Genomic DNA, 17,149 nt, shown 5'->3' on the forward strand with positions numbered 1-17,149 from the left:
GGCGGGCATTACGAGGCGGCGGAGCCCATGCCCTCGTAGTCGATGTCGAGCATCGTGCAGATCGACTTCAGCTCCTCGACGTACTCACCGGGCACCGCGTGGATGTGGTTGGCGCCGAACCGCGACAGGAAGTCGGCGGCGGGGGCGTCGAGCCGGGTGAACGCGTGCGGCCACTCGAACGTCGACTGGCGCGCCAACCGGTCGTTGGTCGCCGCGTCGTAGCTCTCGAAGGAACCCCGCATGACCTGCATGCGGTACCGGTGGTTCTTGCGGGTGAGCCGTGCGAACGTGCAGTCGCCGGGTGCGGCGACGTGGTTGACGGACGCGCCGCCCGCGGGGAAGAAGAACACCTCGGGGTAGAAGTTGACCTTCGCGAGGTTCTCGGCCGGGTCGTCGCTGCGCGCGGCGTACCAGGTGGCGTGCTGGCCGGAGTTGCAGAGGTCCCAGACGTCGCGGTCGGGGTGGTAGTGGCGCACGTCGGCGAACAGCACGGGCGTGCCGCCGGTGACCAGCTTGAGCATCTGCATCGTGAGGGCGCCGTCCATGTCGGCCTCGGTCGAGCAGACGTGGGTCTCCTTCGGACCCTCCCAGTCGTACGGGTCGTTGAGGAACGCCTCGGCGACGTCCATCGTGCAGAAATGCGTCGTGAGCTCGGGCTGGCCCTTGATGCCGGAGAAGTCGAGGTTCCACTCGTCGATGAGCTCGCGCATGGCGTAGTAGGTGCGGATCTGCCGTTCGAAGAGCGCGGGCGTGAGCTGCTTGCCGTCGTAGTGCACGCCGGCGGCGTGCTTCTCCAGCCACTGCACGGCGCTCTTGACCCGGGTCGCGTCGGCGTTGTCGGAGCGCCGGACGATCTCCCACTGGTCGATCTCCTCGACGTCGACGCCGAACGTCGAGATCCACTGGTCGGCGTTCGCGACGGCCGTGTACATGCCCATCGGCCGGCCGCCGATCCGGCCGAACGTCGACCCGCGCAGGCCGGAGACGGCCGTGGCCGCGCGCACCTGCACGAGCACCCGGTCGAGCACCTCGGTGTCGGCGATGTCGCCCCAGGCGCGGGTGTGCACCCGGCCGATCTGGTCGAGCGCGCCGCCGCCGGCGAGCATCCCGACCATGCCCGGCTGCACCGGGTCGATGCTGCCGAGCAGCATCAGCGGCCCCGCGGTCTGGGCGGCGGCGAGCATCGTGAAGTGCGGGAACGCCCAGACCGGGTAGTGGAAGATCGTGAGGTCGGGCCTGGCGTCGGCGACGCGGCGGGCCTCCGAGGTGGCGAGCTCGTTGGTCCAGACCGGGCCGCTGGCCCTGACGACCTCGTGGCCGGCGCCCTCCAGCGCCGTCGCCACCGCCCGCTCGGCGTCGTCGCAGAAGCCGGTCAGGTCGCCCGCGACGAAGTCGCGGCCGTCCGACATGGTGAGAAGCCCGATTCGTGCCACGCTCAGCCCCTTCCGCCCGGTCGCGTCGACGTGCGACCGTACGCCTGGTAAATCGATTTCTGGTTGGCGACTGTAAGAGGGCACAGTGGGGGTGTCAACCGACTACGGATCGGGCGCGGTCACGGAGAGGAATCGTTCTCCCGGCACGTCCGGCGGTAGTCTGCCGACCTGCGGGGCAGTCGGCGCCCGGCTCGTGTGTCCGCGTGACGACAGGAAGGTGCGATGGCCACGACGATACGAGACGTCGCCGCCGCGGCGGGTGTGTCGCCGGCGACCGTCTCGCGGGTGCTCAACCAGCGCGTGGAGGTCGCGGCGGACCTCCGTGACCGCGTCCTCGCGGCCGTCGCCGAAATGGGTTACCGGCCCAACGGGCCCGCGCGGAGCCTGCGCAAGCGGGCGACGATGGTGCTGGGGATCATCATCACCGACGTGCAGAACCCGTTCTTCACGTCCATGGTCCGCGGCATCGAGGACGCTGCCCAGGCCGCCGGCTACTCCGTCGTCCTGGCGAACTCCGACGAGGACCAGGAGAAGGAGCAGCGCTACCTCGAGGTGGCCGCCGCCGAGCAGATGGCCGGGGTCGTCCTCGCCCCCGCCCGGCAGAGCAGCCGCGGCCTCGACGTCGTCGTCGGGCAGGGCATCCCCGTGGTCACCGTCGACCGGCGGCTGCGCGGGGCGAACGTCGACAGCGTGTCGGTCAACAACCACAAGGCGGCGCACGACGCGACCTGGCACCTCGTGGCCCGCGGCAGGAAGCGCATCGCGATCATCGCGGGCCTGCTGAACACGACGACCGGGGCGCGGCGCCTCGCCGGCTACAAGGCCGCGCTCAAGCAGGCCGGCATCCCGCTCGACGAGCGGCTCGTCGTCGAGGCCGACTTCCGGCTCGAGGGCGGCTACGAGGCGACCAAGGACCTGCTGCGCCGGGCCCGCCCCGACGCCGTGTTCGCGTCCAACAACCTGATGACGATCGGTGCCCTGCAGGCCCTGTCCGAGGAGGGCGTCGACATCCCGAGCGACATCGCGGTCGTCGGGTTCGACGACATCAGCTGGGCGACGGCCCTGCGCCCGCCGCTGACGGCCGTCAGGCAGCCCACGTACGAGATCGGCAGGCGGTCCGCCGAGCTGCTGCTCGACCGGGTGAAGGGCGACACCGAGGAGCCGCGCCACATCGTCCTGCCGGCCGAGCTGATCGTCCGCGGCAGCACCTGACACGTAGGGTTCGGGGTGTGCTGCGTGTGGGTCTCACCGGGGGTATCGGGTCCGGCAAGAGCGAGGTGACCGCGCGGCTCGCCGCGCGGGGCGCCGTGGTGGTCGACGCCGACGTCCTGGCGCGCGAGGTGGTGGCGGTCGGTACCGACGGGTTGGCCGAGGTGGTCGAGGCGTTCGGCGCCGACGTGCTCGCCGGTGACGGGTCGCTCGACCGGCCGCGGCTGGGCAGGCTGGTCTTCGGCGACCCGGACGCCAGGCGGCGGCTCGAGGGCATCGTGCACCCGCGGGTCCGCGCCCGCCGGGCCGAGATCGTGGCGGCGGCTCCCGCCGACGCGGTGGTCGTCGAGGACGTGCCGCTGCTGGTGGAGGGCGGCCTGCACCGTGACTACGACCTCGTGGTCGTGGTCGACGCGCCCGACGACGTCCGGCTCGACCGGCTCGTCCGGCTGCGCGGCATGACCGAGGAAGACGCGCGGGCGCGGATCGAGGCGCAGGCGTCGCGTGACGAGCGGCTCGCCGTCGCCGACGTCGTCGTCGACAACGGCGGCGACCTGGCCGACCTCGACCCGCAGGTCGACGCCCTCTGGGCCCGCCTGACGCGGGAGTGAGGCTCAGGCCCGCCGCGGGACCTCGCGGGGTGGCTCTCCGGTGTACGTCGGGAGCAGGTCGCGCGGGATCGGGCCCTTGTTGCGCATGCCCGAGCCGGACTCCTCCCATGCGTGCGCCAGCGCACCCACGCTGCGGGACAGCACGAACAGCCCGCGCCCGAGCTCGGGGGAGAAGCCGAGCTCGGCGTAGATGATCGCGGTGGCGCCGTCGACGTTCATCGGCACCGGACGCGTCCTGCCCTCAGCGAGCCGCCGCTCGATCTCGCGCCCGATCCGCAGGTGGACGCCCGCGACCTCGCCGGCCGCGACGGCGTCGTCGACTGCCGCGAGCAGCGGATCGCGGCGCGGGTCGTGGGCATGGAAGCGGTGGCCGAACCCGGGTACGTACGCCTTGCGCCCGCGGTAGTCGGAGACCAGCTCCTCGACCGCACGCGAGACGGCGTCCTCGTCGCCGGCTGCGTCGCCGGTCTCGTCCGCGAGCCGGTAGAGCACCTCCATCAGCTCCTGCCCGGCGCCGCCGTGGACGTCGCCGAGCACGTTGACGGCCGACGCGACGGCGTTGTTGATGCCGACGCCGCAGGTCATCGCGCTCCTGGCGATCGCGATGGACGGTGCCTGCGGCCCGTGGTCGACACCGGAGACCAGCGCCCGTTCGAGGAGAGCCGACTGCGGCCGGGTGGGGAGCTCGCCCCTGAGGAGCAGCCAGATCATGTCGGGGAACGACGCCGAACCGATGAGGTCCTCGATCGCGTACCCGCGGAACCGGATCACGCCGGGGGAGATGTCGCTGATGGACGTGCTCCACCAGTCGGCCGACGGATCGCCCATAGCCGCACCTCTCGCCCGGTCGTCGGAACGTGAGCAGGCTATAGCCCTTGGCCGTAGTGTTCACATCGTGAGTCGGGGGTTCCCTCGTGCAGCCGCCGATGGGAACACCCGACTCGCGATGTGCACACCCGTGGGGGGCACCCTCACCTCGCCCCGGCACGGTCAGGGTGCCGTTCACGTGTCGCGGGGCACGGTGAGGGTGCCGTTCACGTGTCGCGGGCCCGAGGTGACGACCGATGAGCACCGGCGGACGGCGCGGGGCGGCGGGTGTCGGTGGGGCGACGTACCGTGGAGTCGTCCTGCCCCAGTCAGGCGTGAGCGAGGGGAGTCGCCGTGCGTCCGGTCAGTCACCTGACCCGCAAGGTCGCGCCGTTCGAGGTCGTCAGCGAGATGGCGCCGGCCGGCGACCAGCCCGCCGCCATCGGCGAGCTGCAGAAGCGCCTCGAGGCCGGTGAGAAGGACACCGTGCTGCTCGGTGCCACCGGCACCGGCAAGACGGCGAGCATCGCGTGGCTCGTCGAGCGGCTCCAGCGGCCGACCCTGGTCATGCAGCCGAACAAGACCCTCGCCGCGCAGTTCGCCAACGAGCTGCGCGAGATGCTGCCCAACAACGCCGTCGAGTACTTCGTCTCGTACTACGACTACTACCAGCCCGAGGCGTACATCCCGCAGTCCGACACCTACATCGAGAAGGACTCCTCGATCAACGAGGAGGTCGAGAAGCTCAGGCACCGCGCGACCGCCTCGCTGCTCACCCGCCGCGACGTCATCGTCGTCTCCACCGTGTCGTGCATCTACGGCCTGGGCACGCCGCAGGAGTACGTCGACCGGATGATCTGGCTCAAGGCCGGTGGCGAGTACGACCGCGACGGCCTGCTGCGCCGGCTCGTCCAGATCCAGTACACGCGCAACGACGTCGCGTTCACCCGCGGCACCTTCCGGGTGCGCGGCGACACCATCGAGGTGTTCCCGGTCTACGAGGAGCACATCGTGCGGATCGAGATGTTCGGCGACGAGGTCGAGCGGCTCACCACGCTCCACCCGGTCACCGGTGAGGTCATCGCCGAGGAGGACGAGATGTACGTCTTCCCCGCCACCCACTACGTCGCCGGCCCGGAACGCATGGAGCGGGCGACCCACGGGATCGAGCTGGAGCTCGCCGACCGCCTCGCCGAGCTGGAGAAGCAGGGCAAGCTGCTCGAGGCACAGCGGCTGCGCATGCGCACCACGTACGACCTCGAGATGATGCGGCAGATCGGCAGCTGTTCCGGCATCGAGAACTACTCGCGGCACATCGACGGCCGCGAGCCCGGCAGCTCCCCGAACTGCCTGCTCGACTTCTTCCCCGAGGACTTCCTCCTCGTCCTCGACGAGTCGCACGTGAGCGTCCCGCAGATCGGGGGCATGTACGAGGGCGACATGTCGCGCAAGCGCACCCTCGTCGACCACGGGTTCCGGCTGCCCAGCGCCGTCGACAACAGGCCGCTGCGGTGGGAGGAGTTCCTCGAGCGCATCGGTCAGACGATCTACCTGTCCGCGACGCCCGGGCCCTACGAGCTCGGCCTGACCGGGGGTGACGTGGTCGAGCAGGTGATCAGGCCGACCGGCCTGGTCGACCCGCAGCTCGAGGTCAGGACCACGAAGGGGCAGATCGACGACCTGATCGACGAGATCAAGACCCGCGCCGACCGCAACGAGCGGGTGCTCGTCACCACCCTGACCAAGAAGATGGCCGAGGACCTCACCGACTATCTCCTCGAGATGGGCATCCGGGTGCGCTACCTGCACAGCGAGGTCGACACGCTGCGCCGGGTGCAGCTGCTGCGCGAGCTGCGGGTCGGCGAGTTCGACGTCCTCGTCGGCATCAACCTGCTGCGCGAGGGTCTCGACCTGCCCGAGGTCTCCCTCGTGGCGATCCTCGACGCCGACAAGGAGGGCTTCCTGCGCAGCGGCACCTCCCTGATCCAGACGATCGGCCGCGCCGCGCGCAACGTCTCCGGTCAGGTGGTCATGTACGCCGACCGGGTCACCGACTCCATGCAGCACGCCATCGACGAGACCGACCGGCGGCGCGCCAAGCAGGTCGCGTACAACACCGAGCGGGGCATCGACCCGCAGCCGCTGCGCAAGAAGATCGCCGACATCCTCGACACGATCGCGCGCGAGGACGCCGACACCGAGCAGCTCGTCGGCGGCTCCGGGCGGCAGCAGAGCCGCGGCAAGGCGCCGGTGCCCGGCCTCGCGTCGCGGATCGGCGGGCCCGGCCAGCACGCTGCCGAGCTCGCCGGCATGCCATCGGCCGAGGTCGAGGCGCTCGTCAAGCAGCTCACCGAGCAGATGCACACGGCCGCCGCGGAGCTGCAGTTCGAGCTCGCCGCGCGGTTGCGCGACGAGATCGGCGAGCTCAAGCGGGAGCTGCGCGGCATGCGAGCGGCCGGCGTGCGGTGACGCGCTGCCCCCGGATGTGCACGGTGTGACGTCTCGCACCCGGTGCGTGGTCGCCCGTATTGGTCGGTTAGTCTGAGCGCGTCAGTGGAGGGGAGTATCCCCTGCGACGGTGCCGTCATCACGGTGTTCGCACCCGGTGCCGTCGGCTCGTGCTCGGCACGAGCGGGAGAGACCTCCGGCAACACGCAGAACCCGTGCTCGCCGGAGGGCATCCTTGGACGTTCATCTGTATGCGTGGCTCGCCACAGTCGCCGGTCTCGTGGTCGTGCTCGTCGGCGGACTGATCCTGGATCATCGGAACCCCCACGAGGTCACGATGAAGGAGGCCACGCGCGGGATCATCGTCTACGTGTCGCTCGCGGTGCTGTTCGGCATCGGCGTCTGGATTGTCGCCGGCGGCAGGTACGCCGGCGAGTTCTTCACCGGCTACATCGTCGAGTACAGCCTGAGCATCGACAACCTCTTCGTCTTCGTCGTGATCATGACGAGGTTCGCGGTGCCGAGGCGCGCGCAGCACGAGGTGCTGCTCGTCGGCATCGTCCTCGCGCTCGTGCTGCGCGGCCTCTTCATCGCCGTCGGCGCGACCGCGATCGCGCACTTCTCCTGGATCTTCTACGTCTTCGGCGCGTTCCTGATCTTCACCGCCATCCAGATGGCACGGCACCGGGGCGAGGACCAGAACGACGTCAAGGACAACATCCTGCTCCGCATCGTGCAGAGGCGGCTGCCGGCGACCACGCAGTACGACGGCCTCAAGCTCGTCACCGTCATCGACGGCAAGCGCCTCTTCACCCCGATGGTGATCGTCATGGTGGCGATCGGCAGCACCGACCTGCTCTTCGCGGTCGACTCGATCCCCGCGATCTTCGGCATCACCAAGGAGGCGTACCTCGTCTTCACGGCGAACATGTTCGCCCTGATGGGCCTGCGGCAGCTGTACTTCCTCATCGGCGGCCTGCTCGACCGCCTCATCTACCTCACGCTCGGCCTGTCGGTCATCCTCGGTTTCATCGGCGTCAAGCTGCTGCTCGAGGCGCTCCACGGCAGCGGCCTGCACGTGCCGCTGGTCCCGACGTGGATGTCGCTCGTGGTCATCCTGGTAGTGCTCGCGATCACGACCGCGGCGAGCCTGCTGAAGAAGTCCGATCCCGCCCAAGAGGAGCAGCCCGCGGACGCGGAACAGTCCACCGAGGCCGAGAAGCCGGTCGAGGGCTGACGCGCCGACAGGCCCCGGCCTCCTCCGACGTGTCGGGGCACACGGCTAGAGTCGGCCCATGCGTGGAGCCAAGGACAAGAAGGCGTCGTCGTTCATCGACCTTCTGCACGAGCAGGTGAAGCACGAGTTCGGCGCGCACCAGCAGTACCTCGCCGTGGCCGTGTGGTTCGACGACCAGGATCTGCCCAGGATGGCCGCCCACTTCTACCGGCAGGCGCTCGAGGAGCGCAACCACGCGATGATGATCGTGCAGTACTTCCTCGACCAGGGGATCCGGGTGGGCATCCCGGGGGTCGACGAGGTACGCACCGACTTCGCCAACGCGCGGGAGCCCGTCGAGCTGGCGCTCGACCAGGAGAAGCAGGTCACCGCCCAGTTCATCGCGCTGGCCAAGGCCGCGCGCGACGAGGGCGACTACGTCGGTGAACAGTTCCTCCAGTGGTTCCTCAAGGAGCAGGTGGAGGAGGTGGCCCAGATGGACACGCTGCTGAACATCGTCGACCGGGCCGGTGACAACCTCTTCCACGTCGAGGACTACCTCGTCAGGGAGCAGGTCGGCGACGACGGGGGCAACCAGGCGCAGCCAACCGCCGCCGGCGGGGCGCTCTGACCGGGGGTCGAGCGCCGGTCAGGTCGTCAGGTCGAGCGTGCAGCCGACGTGCCCGGCGGCTGCGCGGGCATGGGTACCTCACGTCGCGGGCGTAGGCTCGGCAAGTACGGTATCGGGGTGCGACGACGTGACGGTGAGCGACGGCCGGCGACGGTAGGTGCTCGTGACTGACCAGCTGACGGGGCGCGCCGACGGTCGGGGCAACGGCCATCGCGACAGGGACGACGACACCGAGCACGAGGTCGACGCGGAACCGGTGGTCGACGCCACCGACGCGGCGGACGTCGTCGCCGCACCCGAGGCGGACGCCGAGGTCGAGCCCGCCGCCGCCACTCCGGCCGGGCCTCCCGCACCGCAGGCCACCCAGGCGCCGGCTCCGGCGGAGGGCACGAACGGGCGCGACTCCCACCTCGACAACGTCAAGTTCGTGGCGATCACGCTGGTGGTGGTCGGGCACGCATGGGGCCCGATGCTGGCGTGGAGCCGCTCCCTCGAGGCCGCCTACCTGTTCCTCTACACGGTGCACATGCCGATCTTCGTGACGCTGTCCGGGTACTTCTCGCGTCACTTCACCGCGAGCCCGCGGCAGGCGCGTTCCCTCGTCCGGTCGGTCGTGGTGCCGTACCTGATCATCGAGTCGGCCTTCACCCTGTACCGCCACTTCGGTGCGGGGCAGGACCTCGAGTTCGCGCTCCATGACCCGTGGTGGATCACCTGGTTCCTCGCCACGCTGTTCTTCTGGCGGCTGAGCTCTCCGGTCTGGCGGGTGGTCCGCTTCCCGATCGTGATCGCGGTCGTCGTGTCGCTGGCCGCGGGGTCCGCGGAGCTCACCGGCGCACTCGAGCTCGGCCGGATGCTGCAGTACCTGCCGTTCTTCGTCATCGGCCTGTCCCTGCGCCGCGAGCACTTCGCGTGGCTGCGCACCCTGTGGGTCAGGCTCGCTGCGGTCCCGATCCTCGCCGGCGCGATCTACGGCGCCTACGTTCTCGCCCCTCACGTGAGCGTCGAATGGGTGTACTGGCGCCAGGGCAACGAGGCGCTCGGCGTCTCGTACCCGATCTTCGCGCTCGTCAAGATCGCCCAGCTGGCGGCCACCGTCCTCGTCCTGCTGGCGGTCATCTCGCTGGTGCCCGGCCGCCGGCTCCCGGTGATCACCGGGTTCGGAGCCGCGAGCATGTACGCGTACCTGCTGCACGGGTTCGCGGCGAAGGGGGCCGAGTGGTGGGACGTCTACGACCTCCCGTTCGTCCACACCCACGCCGGGATCGTCGTCGTCACCCTGGCCGCGGTCGTGCTCACACTCGTGCTGTGCTCCCCGCCGGTGCGGGTGCTGTTCTCGTGGGCCGTTCAGCCGAAGCTGGAGGGCTGGCTCCGCGGGCCGACCGATCGGTCGCTGTCGTAGACCGCCGGACGGCTCAGCGGAACGCCGACTCGCCGGTCACGGCCTGACCGATGACCAGCTGGTGCACCTCGCTCGTGCCCTCGTAGGTGAGCACCGACTCCAGGTTGTTCGCGTGCCTGATCACCGGGTACTCGAGGGTGACGCCGCTGGCGCCCAGGATCGTGCGGCACTCCCGCGCGATCGCGATCGCCTCGCGGACGTTGTTGAGCTTGCCCAGGCTGACCTGCTCGGGACGCAGGGTGCCGGCGTCCTTCAGCCGGCCGAGGTGCACGGCGAGCAGCATGGCCTTGCCGAGCTCGACGGTCATGTCGGCGAGCTTGGTCTGGGTGATCTGGTACGTCGTGAGCGGGCGGTCGAAGACCTCGCGGTCGGCGGCGTACGCCAGGGCGGTGTGCAGGCAGTCTCTCGCGGCACCGACCGCACCGAAGATGATGCCGAACCGCGCCTCGGACAGGCAGCCGAGCGGTCCGGCGAGGCCGCGCGCCCCGGGGAGCATCGCGTCGCCGGGAACCCGCACCTCGTCGAGCACCAGTTCCGACGTGACCGAGGCACGCAGCGACAGCTTCTTGGTGATCTCCGGTGCGGAGAAGCCCTTGGTGTCGGTCGGCACGAGGAACCCGCGGATGCCGTCGTCGGTCCGCGCCCAGACGACCGCGACGTCGGCGATCGACCCGTTCGTGATCCACATCTTGGTGCCGTTGATGACCCAGTCGTCGCCCTCGCGCTTGGCGTGGGTGCGCATCCCCGCCGGGTTGGACCCGAAGTCGGGCTCGGTGAGGCCGAAGCAGCCGATCAGCTCACCGGCGGCCATGCCGGGCAGCCACTGCTGCTTCTGCTCCTCACTGCCGTAGGCGTGGATCGCGTACATGACCAGCGATCCCTGCACGGAGACGAGGCTGCGGATGCCGGAGTCGGCGGCCTCGAGCTCGAGGCAGGCGAGCCCGTACGCCGTGGCGCTCGCACCCGCGCAGCCGTAGCCGGACAGGTGCATGCCGAGCACGCCGAGCGAGCCCAGCCGTCGCGCGAGCTCGCGACCGGGGATCTCGCCGGTCTCGAACCAGTCGGCGACGTGCGGGCGGACGTGGTCGGCGCAGAACTGCGCGACCGTGTCGCGCATGGCGCGTTCCTCGTCGGACAGCAGCCCGTCGGTGCCGAACAGGTCGAGCGGGGCAATGGGACGGTTCTTCGGCATCGGGACGGCTCCGCGGTCGAGGACAAGGATCGGATCCAATGTACAACCCGCCCGTGGTCGACCCGTGAGGGGCACCCCGACCGTATCCTGGCACGGTGAGGGTGCCGTTCACGGGCCTGGTCAGTCGGCCTCGGGCGCCTGCTGGTGGGCGGGGTTGAGGACGCGGGCGAGGAACTCCTTCGTGCGCGCCTCGCGGGGGTCGGCGATGACCTGCTCCGGGTGACCCTGCTCGACCACGACTCCGCCGTCCATGAAGAGGACCTTGTCGGCCACCTCCCTGGCGAACTGCATCTCGTGGGTGACCACGAGCATCGTCATGCCCTCCTCGGCGAGCTGACGCATGACGCCGAGCACGTCGCCGACCAGCTCGGGGTCGAGGGCCGATGTCGGCTCGTCGAACAGCATCAGCTGGGGGTCCATCGAGAGTGCCCTGGCGATCGCCACGCGCTGCTGCTGGCCGCCGGAGAGCTGGGTGGGCATCGCCTGCTCGCGGCCGGTGAGGCCGACCTTCTCGAGGTTGCGCCTCGCGACCTCCTCGGCCTGCGACCTGCCGCGGCGCAGCACCTTGCGCTGGGCGACCGTGAGGTTCTCGAGCACGGTGAGGTGGCTGAACAGGTTGAACGACTGGAACACCATGCCGATCCGCTTGCGGGCGGCGTCGAGGTCGGCGTCCGGGTCGGTGAGCTCGATGCCGTCGACGACGACGGAGCCACCGTTCGGCTGCTCGAGCAGGTTGACGCAGCGCAGCAGCGTCGACTTGCCGGAGCCGGACGGCCCGATCACGCAGACGACCTGACCGCGTTCGACCTCGAGGTCGATGCCGCGCAGCACCTCGATCGTGCCGAACGACTTGCGCAGCTCGCTGACCCGGACGACGGGCGCGGCCTCGGCCTCGTTCTCGGCCGCCGGTTCGGCGGGGGTCGTCATGCCTTCACCGCCAGTCCGGTCGACTCGGGGGTGCTGACCTGCTTGCCGCCGGTGCGGCGTTCGAGGCGGCGCGAGAGCAGGGAGAGCGGGATGGTGAGGAGCAGGTAGCAGAGTCCCGCGACGAGGATCGGCGTCATCGACTGCACGGTGTTGAGGGACTCCCGGCCGAACTTGGTCAACTCGTACTGCTCCCGTGCCAGGCCGAGCAGGTAGACCAGCGACGAGTCCTTCGCCAGCAGGATGAGCTCGTTGGTGAGCGGCGGGAGCACGATGCGGAACGCCTGCGGGATGACGATCGTGACCATCGTGCGGCCCTGGGACATGCCCAGCGACCTCGCCGCCTCCACCTGACCCTTGTCGACGGCCTGGATGCCGGCACGCAGGGTCTCGGCCATGTAGGCGGCGCCGACGAGGCCGAGCGACAGCATGACGGTCGAGTAGATGTCGAAGCGCACGCCGAACGCGAGCGGCACGCCGTACCCGAAGGCGATGAACACCAGCAGGGCGGGCACGCCGCGGAAGAACTCGATGTAGAGCGTCGCGATCCAGCGGTACGGCGGAACCGACGACAGCTTCATCAGCGCGAGCAGGAGCCCGAGCACCAGGCCGAACGTGAAGCCGAGCACCGTGTAGATCACCGTGTTGCGGACCGCGGTGGTGATGATCTCAGGGAACTGGTCGGCCGCGATCGGCAGGTTGAAGAACGCCCGCCCGATCTCGCCCCAGTCCGCCGCGAAGGCGATGACGAGGGCGACCGCGACGAGGATCGCGTACTGGACGATGCGCGTGGTCCGCGCACGGCGGCGCCTGGACATGCTCATGCTCGCGGTCTCCCCGCCGTCGCCGTGGTGTCGGTGAGCAGGGACACCTACTTCTCCGGCGGCTCCACGCCGAACCACTTCTTGTACAGCTCGGCGTACGTGCCGTCCGACCTGGCGTCGGCGAGCACCTTGTTGACCTTGTCGAGCAGCGGCTTGTTGCCCTTCTTCACCGCCATGCCGAGCTGCTCGTCGAGGTCGTACTCGGCACCGACCTCGGTGTCGGGGTTGTCCTTGACGTAGTCGTACAGGACGCCGCTGTCGGCGACGGATGCCGCGACCTGGCCGGTGCGGACCGCGGTGGTCAGCAGGCCGAAGTCCTCGAACTGGACGACCTGGTAGCCGTACTTCTTCTCGTTCTTCTTGGCGTAGTCCTCGCCCGTGGTCTCCGGCTGCGCGCCGACCTTCTTGCCCTTGAGCTTCTCCAGGCCGTCGATGCCCGAGTCCTTCTTGACCAACAGCGACTGGGTGACGTCGAAGTACGGGTCGGAGAAGTCCATGACCTTCTTGCGGTCGTCCTTGATGGTGATGCCGGCCGCGGCGATATCGCACCTGTTGGTGTTGAAGTCCTCGCCCGACTCGATGCCCTCGAACGGCGTGTCGAGGATCTTCTGCTCCACGCCGAGGTCCTTCGCCACGAGGTCGACGAGGTCGACGTCGAAGCCGACGATCTTGCCGTCCTTGGTGAACTGGTACGGCTTGTAGGGGAGGTGCGTGCAGGTCGTGATCTTGTCCTCGGCGACGAGCTTGACACCGTCGACCTCGGTGCCTCCCCCTTCGGTCGACTCGACACAGCCGGTCAGCCCGGCGACGAGGACGAGGGCCGCGGCCAGCGACAGGACGGGATGGCGGAGTTGGCGTCGCACGAGCTGCTCCCTGTGGGCGGTCGGTAGATCCGTGTGCGCATCTTGCCAGCCGAGACGTGGTGCTGGATAGCCAGGTGGCGAACTACGGTACGCAGCGCACCGGGGTCACGACCAGAAGCCGCGGTCCTCCAGCAGCGCGATCGCGTGCTCACCGCCCTCGACGATGTGTGTGGTCATCAGCCTCGCCGCCGCCGCGCCGTCGTGGGACTCGATCGCGGCGGCGATCTCGGCGTGCTGCGTGGCCGCCACGCGCCCCCAGATGCTCGTGGTCTGGAACTCGCCGAACATCAGCGCGGATAGGCCCCGCAGCACCGCGCCGAGCCGCCGCGAGCCGCCGCTCTTGTTGATCAACCGGTGGAAGTCGTCGTTGAGCGCCTCGAGGTCGTCGCCAGGGCGCGGCCGGCGCATCCGCGCGACGCTCGCGCGGAGTGCGGTGACGGTCGAGTCGTCCATGACCGAGGCAGCCCGCTCCGCGGCGATCGCGCAGACGGCGGCGTAGATCCGGTAGTGGTCGCGCATGTCGTCGCGGGTGAGCGGTGCGACGAACGCGCCGCGCCGGGGTGCGATCTCGACCAGCGCGGCCGCCTCGAGCATGATGAGCGCCTCCCGGACCGGCAGCTTGCTCACGCCCAGCGCCTCGGCGACGGCGTCCTGGTCGACCTTCTCGCCGGGCTTGAGGTGGCCGGAGAAGATGAGGTCGCGCACGTACGAGGCCACCGCGTCCTTCAGGTTGGCGCGCTGGAACGACGGTGCCGCGGGCAGGGCGGGCATGGGACGGGACGGTACTCGATGCTCGGTCATCGGCCGGTGAACCTCGCCTGCCGCTTCTCCAGGAACGCCCGCATGCCTTCCTGCTTGTCGTGGGTCGTGAACGCCCACCCGGAGAGCGCCTGTTCCAGCTCCAGGCCCGAGCGCAGATCGGTCTCCAGGCCGGTGTTCACCGCCCGCTTCATGAGCGCGACGCTGAGCGGCCCGACCTTCGCGATGTCCGCGACGAGCGCCAGCGCCGCGGCGAGCAGCTCATCGTGCGGCATCACGCGGTCGACGAGACCGAGCGACGCCGCCTCGTCCGCGGCGACGATGCGCGCGGTGAACAGCATCTCCTTCGCCCGGCTCGGGCCGATCAGCCGCGGCAGCCGCTGGGTGCCGCCGAAGCCGGCCACCGAGCCGATCCGCGCGCTGGTGATGCCGAACGTGGCGTCGGGGGAGGAGAGGCGGTAGTCGCAGGCCAGCGCCAGCTCCAGGCCGCCGGTGAGGCAGGGGCCGCTGACGGCCGCGAGCACCGGCTTGGGGTGCTCCTCGATCACCCGGTTGAGCCGGGCGGCGCGCTCGGCGAACGTACGGAACGCCGTGACCGTGGTGATGTCGACAGCCTCGTTGAGGTCGGCACCCGCGGAGAAGCACGACGGGCCGCCGGTGAGCACGACGCCGGACACCGTGTCGTCGGCGACGAGGCGCTCGAGCTCGGCGGTCAGGGCGTCGAGCAGCTCGGCGCTGAGCGCGTTGCGCTTCCGCGGCCGGTTCAGGGTGAGGACGGCGGCGCGGTCACGGCGCTCGACCAGCAGGACGGGATCGGACATCGCCGTCACCCCTCGTCCGTCGCGGGCGCGGCGCGGAAGCGCGCGTAGTCGGGTGGGCGCTTCTCCAGGAACGCGGCGGCGCCCTCGGCCTGCTCGGGCGTGCCGTACAGCTGGCTCAGCATCTCCGCTCCCGAGCTGAACGCCGCACGCATCGAGTCGATGGCGAAGTTGAGGCTCGTCTTGGCCACCCGGAGGCTCTGCGGGCTCATCGTGAGCAGTACGTCGCACATCGCGCGGACGGCGTCGTCGAGCTCGTCCGCGGGGACGACCTTGTTGACGAGCCCCATCGACTCGGCCTCGGCGGCGGTGTAGAGGCGGGTGGTGTAGATCATCTCCCGCGCCCGCTTCTCGCCGACGATCCGTGGCAGCAGCTGCGTCGCTCCCCACACCGGCACGCTGCCGACCCGCGGCCCCACCTGGCCGAACCGCGCGTCGTCGGACGCGATCGTCAGGTCGCACATGACGTGCAGCTCGTGGCCCGCGCCGACGCAGTAGCCGCGGACCGCCGCGATGATCGGCTTGCCCGAGTCATGCAGCGCGGACCCGAGCCGCAGCAGCCGGCGCAGGTGGTTGCGGCCGCCGGACTGGTCGCGCCCGCGCTGGTCGTTGACGTCGCCGCCGGCGCTGAACGCCTTGTCGCCCGCTCCGGTGAGGACGATGACGCCGACGGCCGGGTCGTCGGCCGCGGCGTCGACGGCCGTGGTGAGCTCCTCGTACGTCCGGGTCCGCAGCGCGTTGCGCACGTGCGGGCGGTCGATGGTCACCGTCGCGACGTGGTTGTCGTACGCGTAGCGGATGTCCTCGAACTCGTCGGCAGCTGTCATGAGCGGTCCTCCTCCTCAGTACGAGCGGGGCATGCCGAGCACGTGGGTGCCGATGTAGGAGAGCACCAGGTTGTTGCTCACCGGCGCGATCAGCTGGAAGCGCGCCTCCCGGAACTTGCGGTGGATCCCGTACTCGTCGGCGACGCCGTAGCCGCCGAACGCCGTCATCGCCGCGTTCGCCGCCTCCCAGGTCGCCTGGGACGCGAGCAGCTTGGCTGCGTTGGCCTCCATGCCGGGCTGCTCGCCCCGCTCGAACACCGCCGCGGCCTTGAACCGCATCAGGCTGGCCGCCTCGAGCTGCGCGTACGCCTGGGCGATGGGGAACTGCACGGCCTGGTTGGCGCCGATCGGCCGGTCGAACACGACGCGCTGGGACGCGTACTCGGCCGCCTTGGCGACGAGCCAGTAGCCGTCACCGAGCACCTCGGACGCCACCAGGACGCGTTCGGCGTTCATCCCGCTGAGGATGTAGCGGAAGCCACGCCCCTCCTCGCCGACGAGGTTCGCCGCGGGTACGCGCAGGTCGTTGATGAACAGCGAGTACGTCTCGTGCGGCACCATCGTGCGGATCGGTCGTATCTCGACGGCGTCGCCGGCCTCGCGCAGGTCGACGACGAACGTGCTGATGCCGTCGGTCTTCTTCGTCACGTCGGCACGCGGCGTGGTGCGAGTGAGGATGAGCATCAGGTCGGTGTGCTCGACGCGCGACGTCCACATCTTCGCGCCGTTGATCACGTACTCGTCGCCGTCCCTGACGGCAGACGTCGTGATGCTGCTGGTGTCGGAGCCGGCGTCGGGCTCGGTCACCGCGAACGACTGGAGGCGCAGCCGGCCGGCGGCGATCTCCGGCAGCCATCGTGCCTTCTGCTCCTCGTTGCCGTGCCTGAGGATCGTGCCCATCGTGTACATCTGCGCGTGGGCCGGCAGGCCGCTGCCACCCGACCTGTTGACCGCCTCGAGGATCACCGCTGCGTCGGTGAGCGTCCCGCCGCCACCTCCGTACTCCTCGGGGATCAGGACGGCGAGGTAGCCGGCCTCGGTGAGCGCGTCGACGAACTCCGCGGGATAGGTGCGCTCCTGGTCTGCCTTGTTCCAGTACTCCTCGGGGAAGTGCGCGCACAGGTCGGCCACGCTGCGTGCGAGTGCCCGCTGTTCCTCGGTGAGGGTGAAGTCCATCGACGCTCC

The 17,149-nt window shown here is 70.0% G+C and carries 16 protein-coding genes; 6 read left to right on the forward strand and 10 right to left on the reverse strand.

Annotated elements, in window-relative coordinates; genetic code table 11:
- Positions 1–8: 8 nt before the first annotated feature.
- On the reverse strand, positions 9–1,433 hold the full coding sequence (locus tag GEV10_00265) for a fucose isomerase (protein MQA76909.1): 1,425 nt from the start codon (positions 1,431–1,433) through the stop codon (positions 9–11).
- A 222-nt stretch (positions 1,434–1,655) separates the two neighbouring features.
- Between GEV10_00265 and GEV10_00270 the strand changes: the two genes are divergently transcribed.
- Entirely contained in the window at positions 1,656–2,645 is a 990-nt protein-coding gene (locus tag GEV10_00270) for a substrate-binding domain-containing protein (protein ID MQA76910.1), read from the forward strand.
- A 17-nt stretch (positions 2,646–2,662) separates the two neighbouring features.
- Entirely contained in the window at positions 2,663–3,253 is a 591-nt protein-coding gene (locus GEV10_00275; GenBank protein ID MQA76911.1) for a dephospho-CoA kinase, read from the forward strand.
- Positions 3,254–3,256: 3 nt separating this feature from the next.
- Here GEV10_00275 and GEV10_00280 read toward each other — a convergent pair whose 3' ends face one another.
- Positions 3,257–4,081, reverse strand: a complete 825-nt coding sequence (locus GEV10_00280) for a citryl-CoA lyase (GenBank protein MQA76912.1) — start codon at positions 4,079–4,081, stop codon at positions 3,257–3,259.
- 333 nt (positions 4,082–4,414) lie between these two features.
- Here GEV10_00280 and uvrB point away from each other — a divergent pair, with 333 nt between their 5' ends.
- The 4 genes from uvrB to GEV10_00300 all read left to right on the forward strand — a co-directional run bounded on the left by uvrB (position 4,415) and on the right by GEV10_00300 (position 9,757).
- Positions 4,415–6,529, forward strand: a complete 2,115-nt coding sequence (gene uvrB / locus GEV10_00285; GenBank protein ID MQA76913.1) for an excinuclease ABC subunit UvrB — start codon at positions 4,415–4,417, stop codon at positions 6,527–6,529.
- Positions 6,530–6,743: 214 nt separating this feature from the next.
- Complete coding sequence (locus GEV10_00290; GenBank protein MQA76914.1) at positions 6,744–7,745, forward strand: TerC/Alx family metal homeostasis membrane protein; 1,002 nt, start codon at positions 6,744–6,746, stop codon at positions 7,743–7,745.
- A gap of 58 nt (positions 7,746–7,803) precedes the next feature.
- Complete coding sequence (locus GEV10_00295; GenBank protein ID MQA76915.1) at positions 7,804–8,355, forward strand: ferritin; 552 nt, start codon at positions 7,804–7,806, stop codon at positions 8,353–8,355.
- Positions 8,356–8,518: 163 nt separating this feature from the next.
- Positions 8,519–9,757: an acyltransferase family protein gene (locus GEV10_00300; GenBank protein ID MQA76916.1), complete on the forward strand. Its 1,239-nt coding sequence runs from the start codon at positions 8,519–8,521 to the stop codon at positions 9,755–9,757.
- A gap of 13 nt (positions 9,758–9,770) precedes the next feature.
- Here the strand turns inward: GEV10_00300 and GEV10_00305 are convergent, their stop codons facing one another.
- The 8 genes from GEV10_00305 to GEV10_00340 all read right to left on the reverse strand — a co-directional run bounded on the left by GEV10_00305 (position 9,771) and on the right by GEV10_00340 (position 17,140).
- On the reverse strand, positions 9,771–10,949 hold the full coding sequence (locus GEV10_00305; GenBank protein MQA76917.1) for an acyl-CoA dehydrogenase: 1,179 nt from the start codon (positions 10,947–10,949) through the stop codon (positions 9,771–9,773).
- Positions 10,950–11,069: 120 nt separating this feature from the next.
- Positions 11,070–11,876, reverse strand: coding sequence for an ATP-binding cassette domain-containing protein (locus GEV10_00310; GenBank protein ID MQA76918.1), 807 nt, complete (start codon positions 11,874–11,876; stop codon positions 11,070–11,072).
- Entirely contained in the window at positions 11,873–12,697 is an 825-nt protein-coding gene (locus tag GEV10_00315) for an ABC transporter permease subunit (GenBank protein ID MQA76919.1), read from the reverse strand. The genes GEV10_00310 and GEV10_00315 overlap by 4 nt, the downstream gene beginning before the upstream one ends.
- A 47-nt stretch (positions 12,698–12,744) precedes the next feature.
- Positions 12,745–13,527 (reverse strand): transporter substrate-binding domain-containing protein, encoded by a 783-nt coding sequence (locus tag GEV10_00320; GenBank protein ID MQA76920.1) that lies wholly within the window; start codon positions 13,525–13,527, stop codon positions 12,745–12,747.
- Between the two features lie 138 nt (positions 13,528–13,665).
- Complete coding sequence (locus GEV10_00325; GenBank protein ID MQA76921.1) at positions 13,666–14,361, reverse strand: FCD domain-containing protein; 696 nt, start codon at positions 14,359–14,361, stop codon at positions 13,666–13,668.
- A complete protein-coding gene (locus GEV10_00330) occupies positions 14,358–15,140 on the reverse strand; it encodes a hypothetical protein (protein ID MQA76922.1) in 783 nt (260 codons plus the stop codon). The genes GEV10_00325 and GEV10_00330 overlap by 4 nt, the downstream gene beginning before the upstream one ends.
- A gap of 5 nt (positions 15,141–15,145) precedes the next feature.
- Positions 15,146–15,964, reverse strand: a complete 819-nt coding sequence (locus tag GEV10_00335; GenBank protein ID MQA76923.1) for a 1,4-dihydroxy-6-naphthoate synthase — start codon at positions 15,962–15,964, stop codon at positions 15,146–15,148.
- 15 nt (positions 15,965–15,979) lie between these two features.
- Positions 15,980–17,140: an acyl-CoA dehydrogenase gene (locus GEV10_00340; protein ID MQA76924.1), complete on the reverse strand. Its 1,161-nt coding sequence runs from the start codon at positions 17,138–17,140 to the stop codon at positions 15,980–15,982.
- Positions 17,141–17,149: the final 9 nt, after the last annotated feature.

Source organism: Streptosporangiales bacterium (assembly GCA_009379955.1).
GTDB lineage: Bacteria > Actinomycetota > Actinomycetes > Streptosporangiales > WHST01 > WHST01.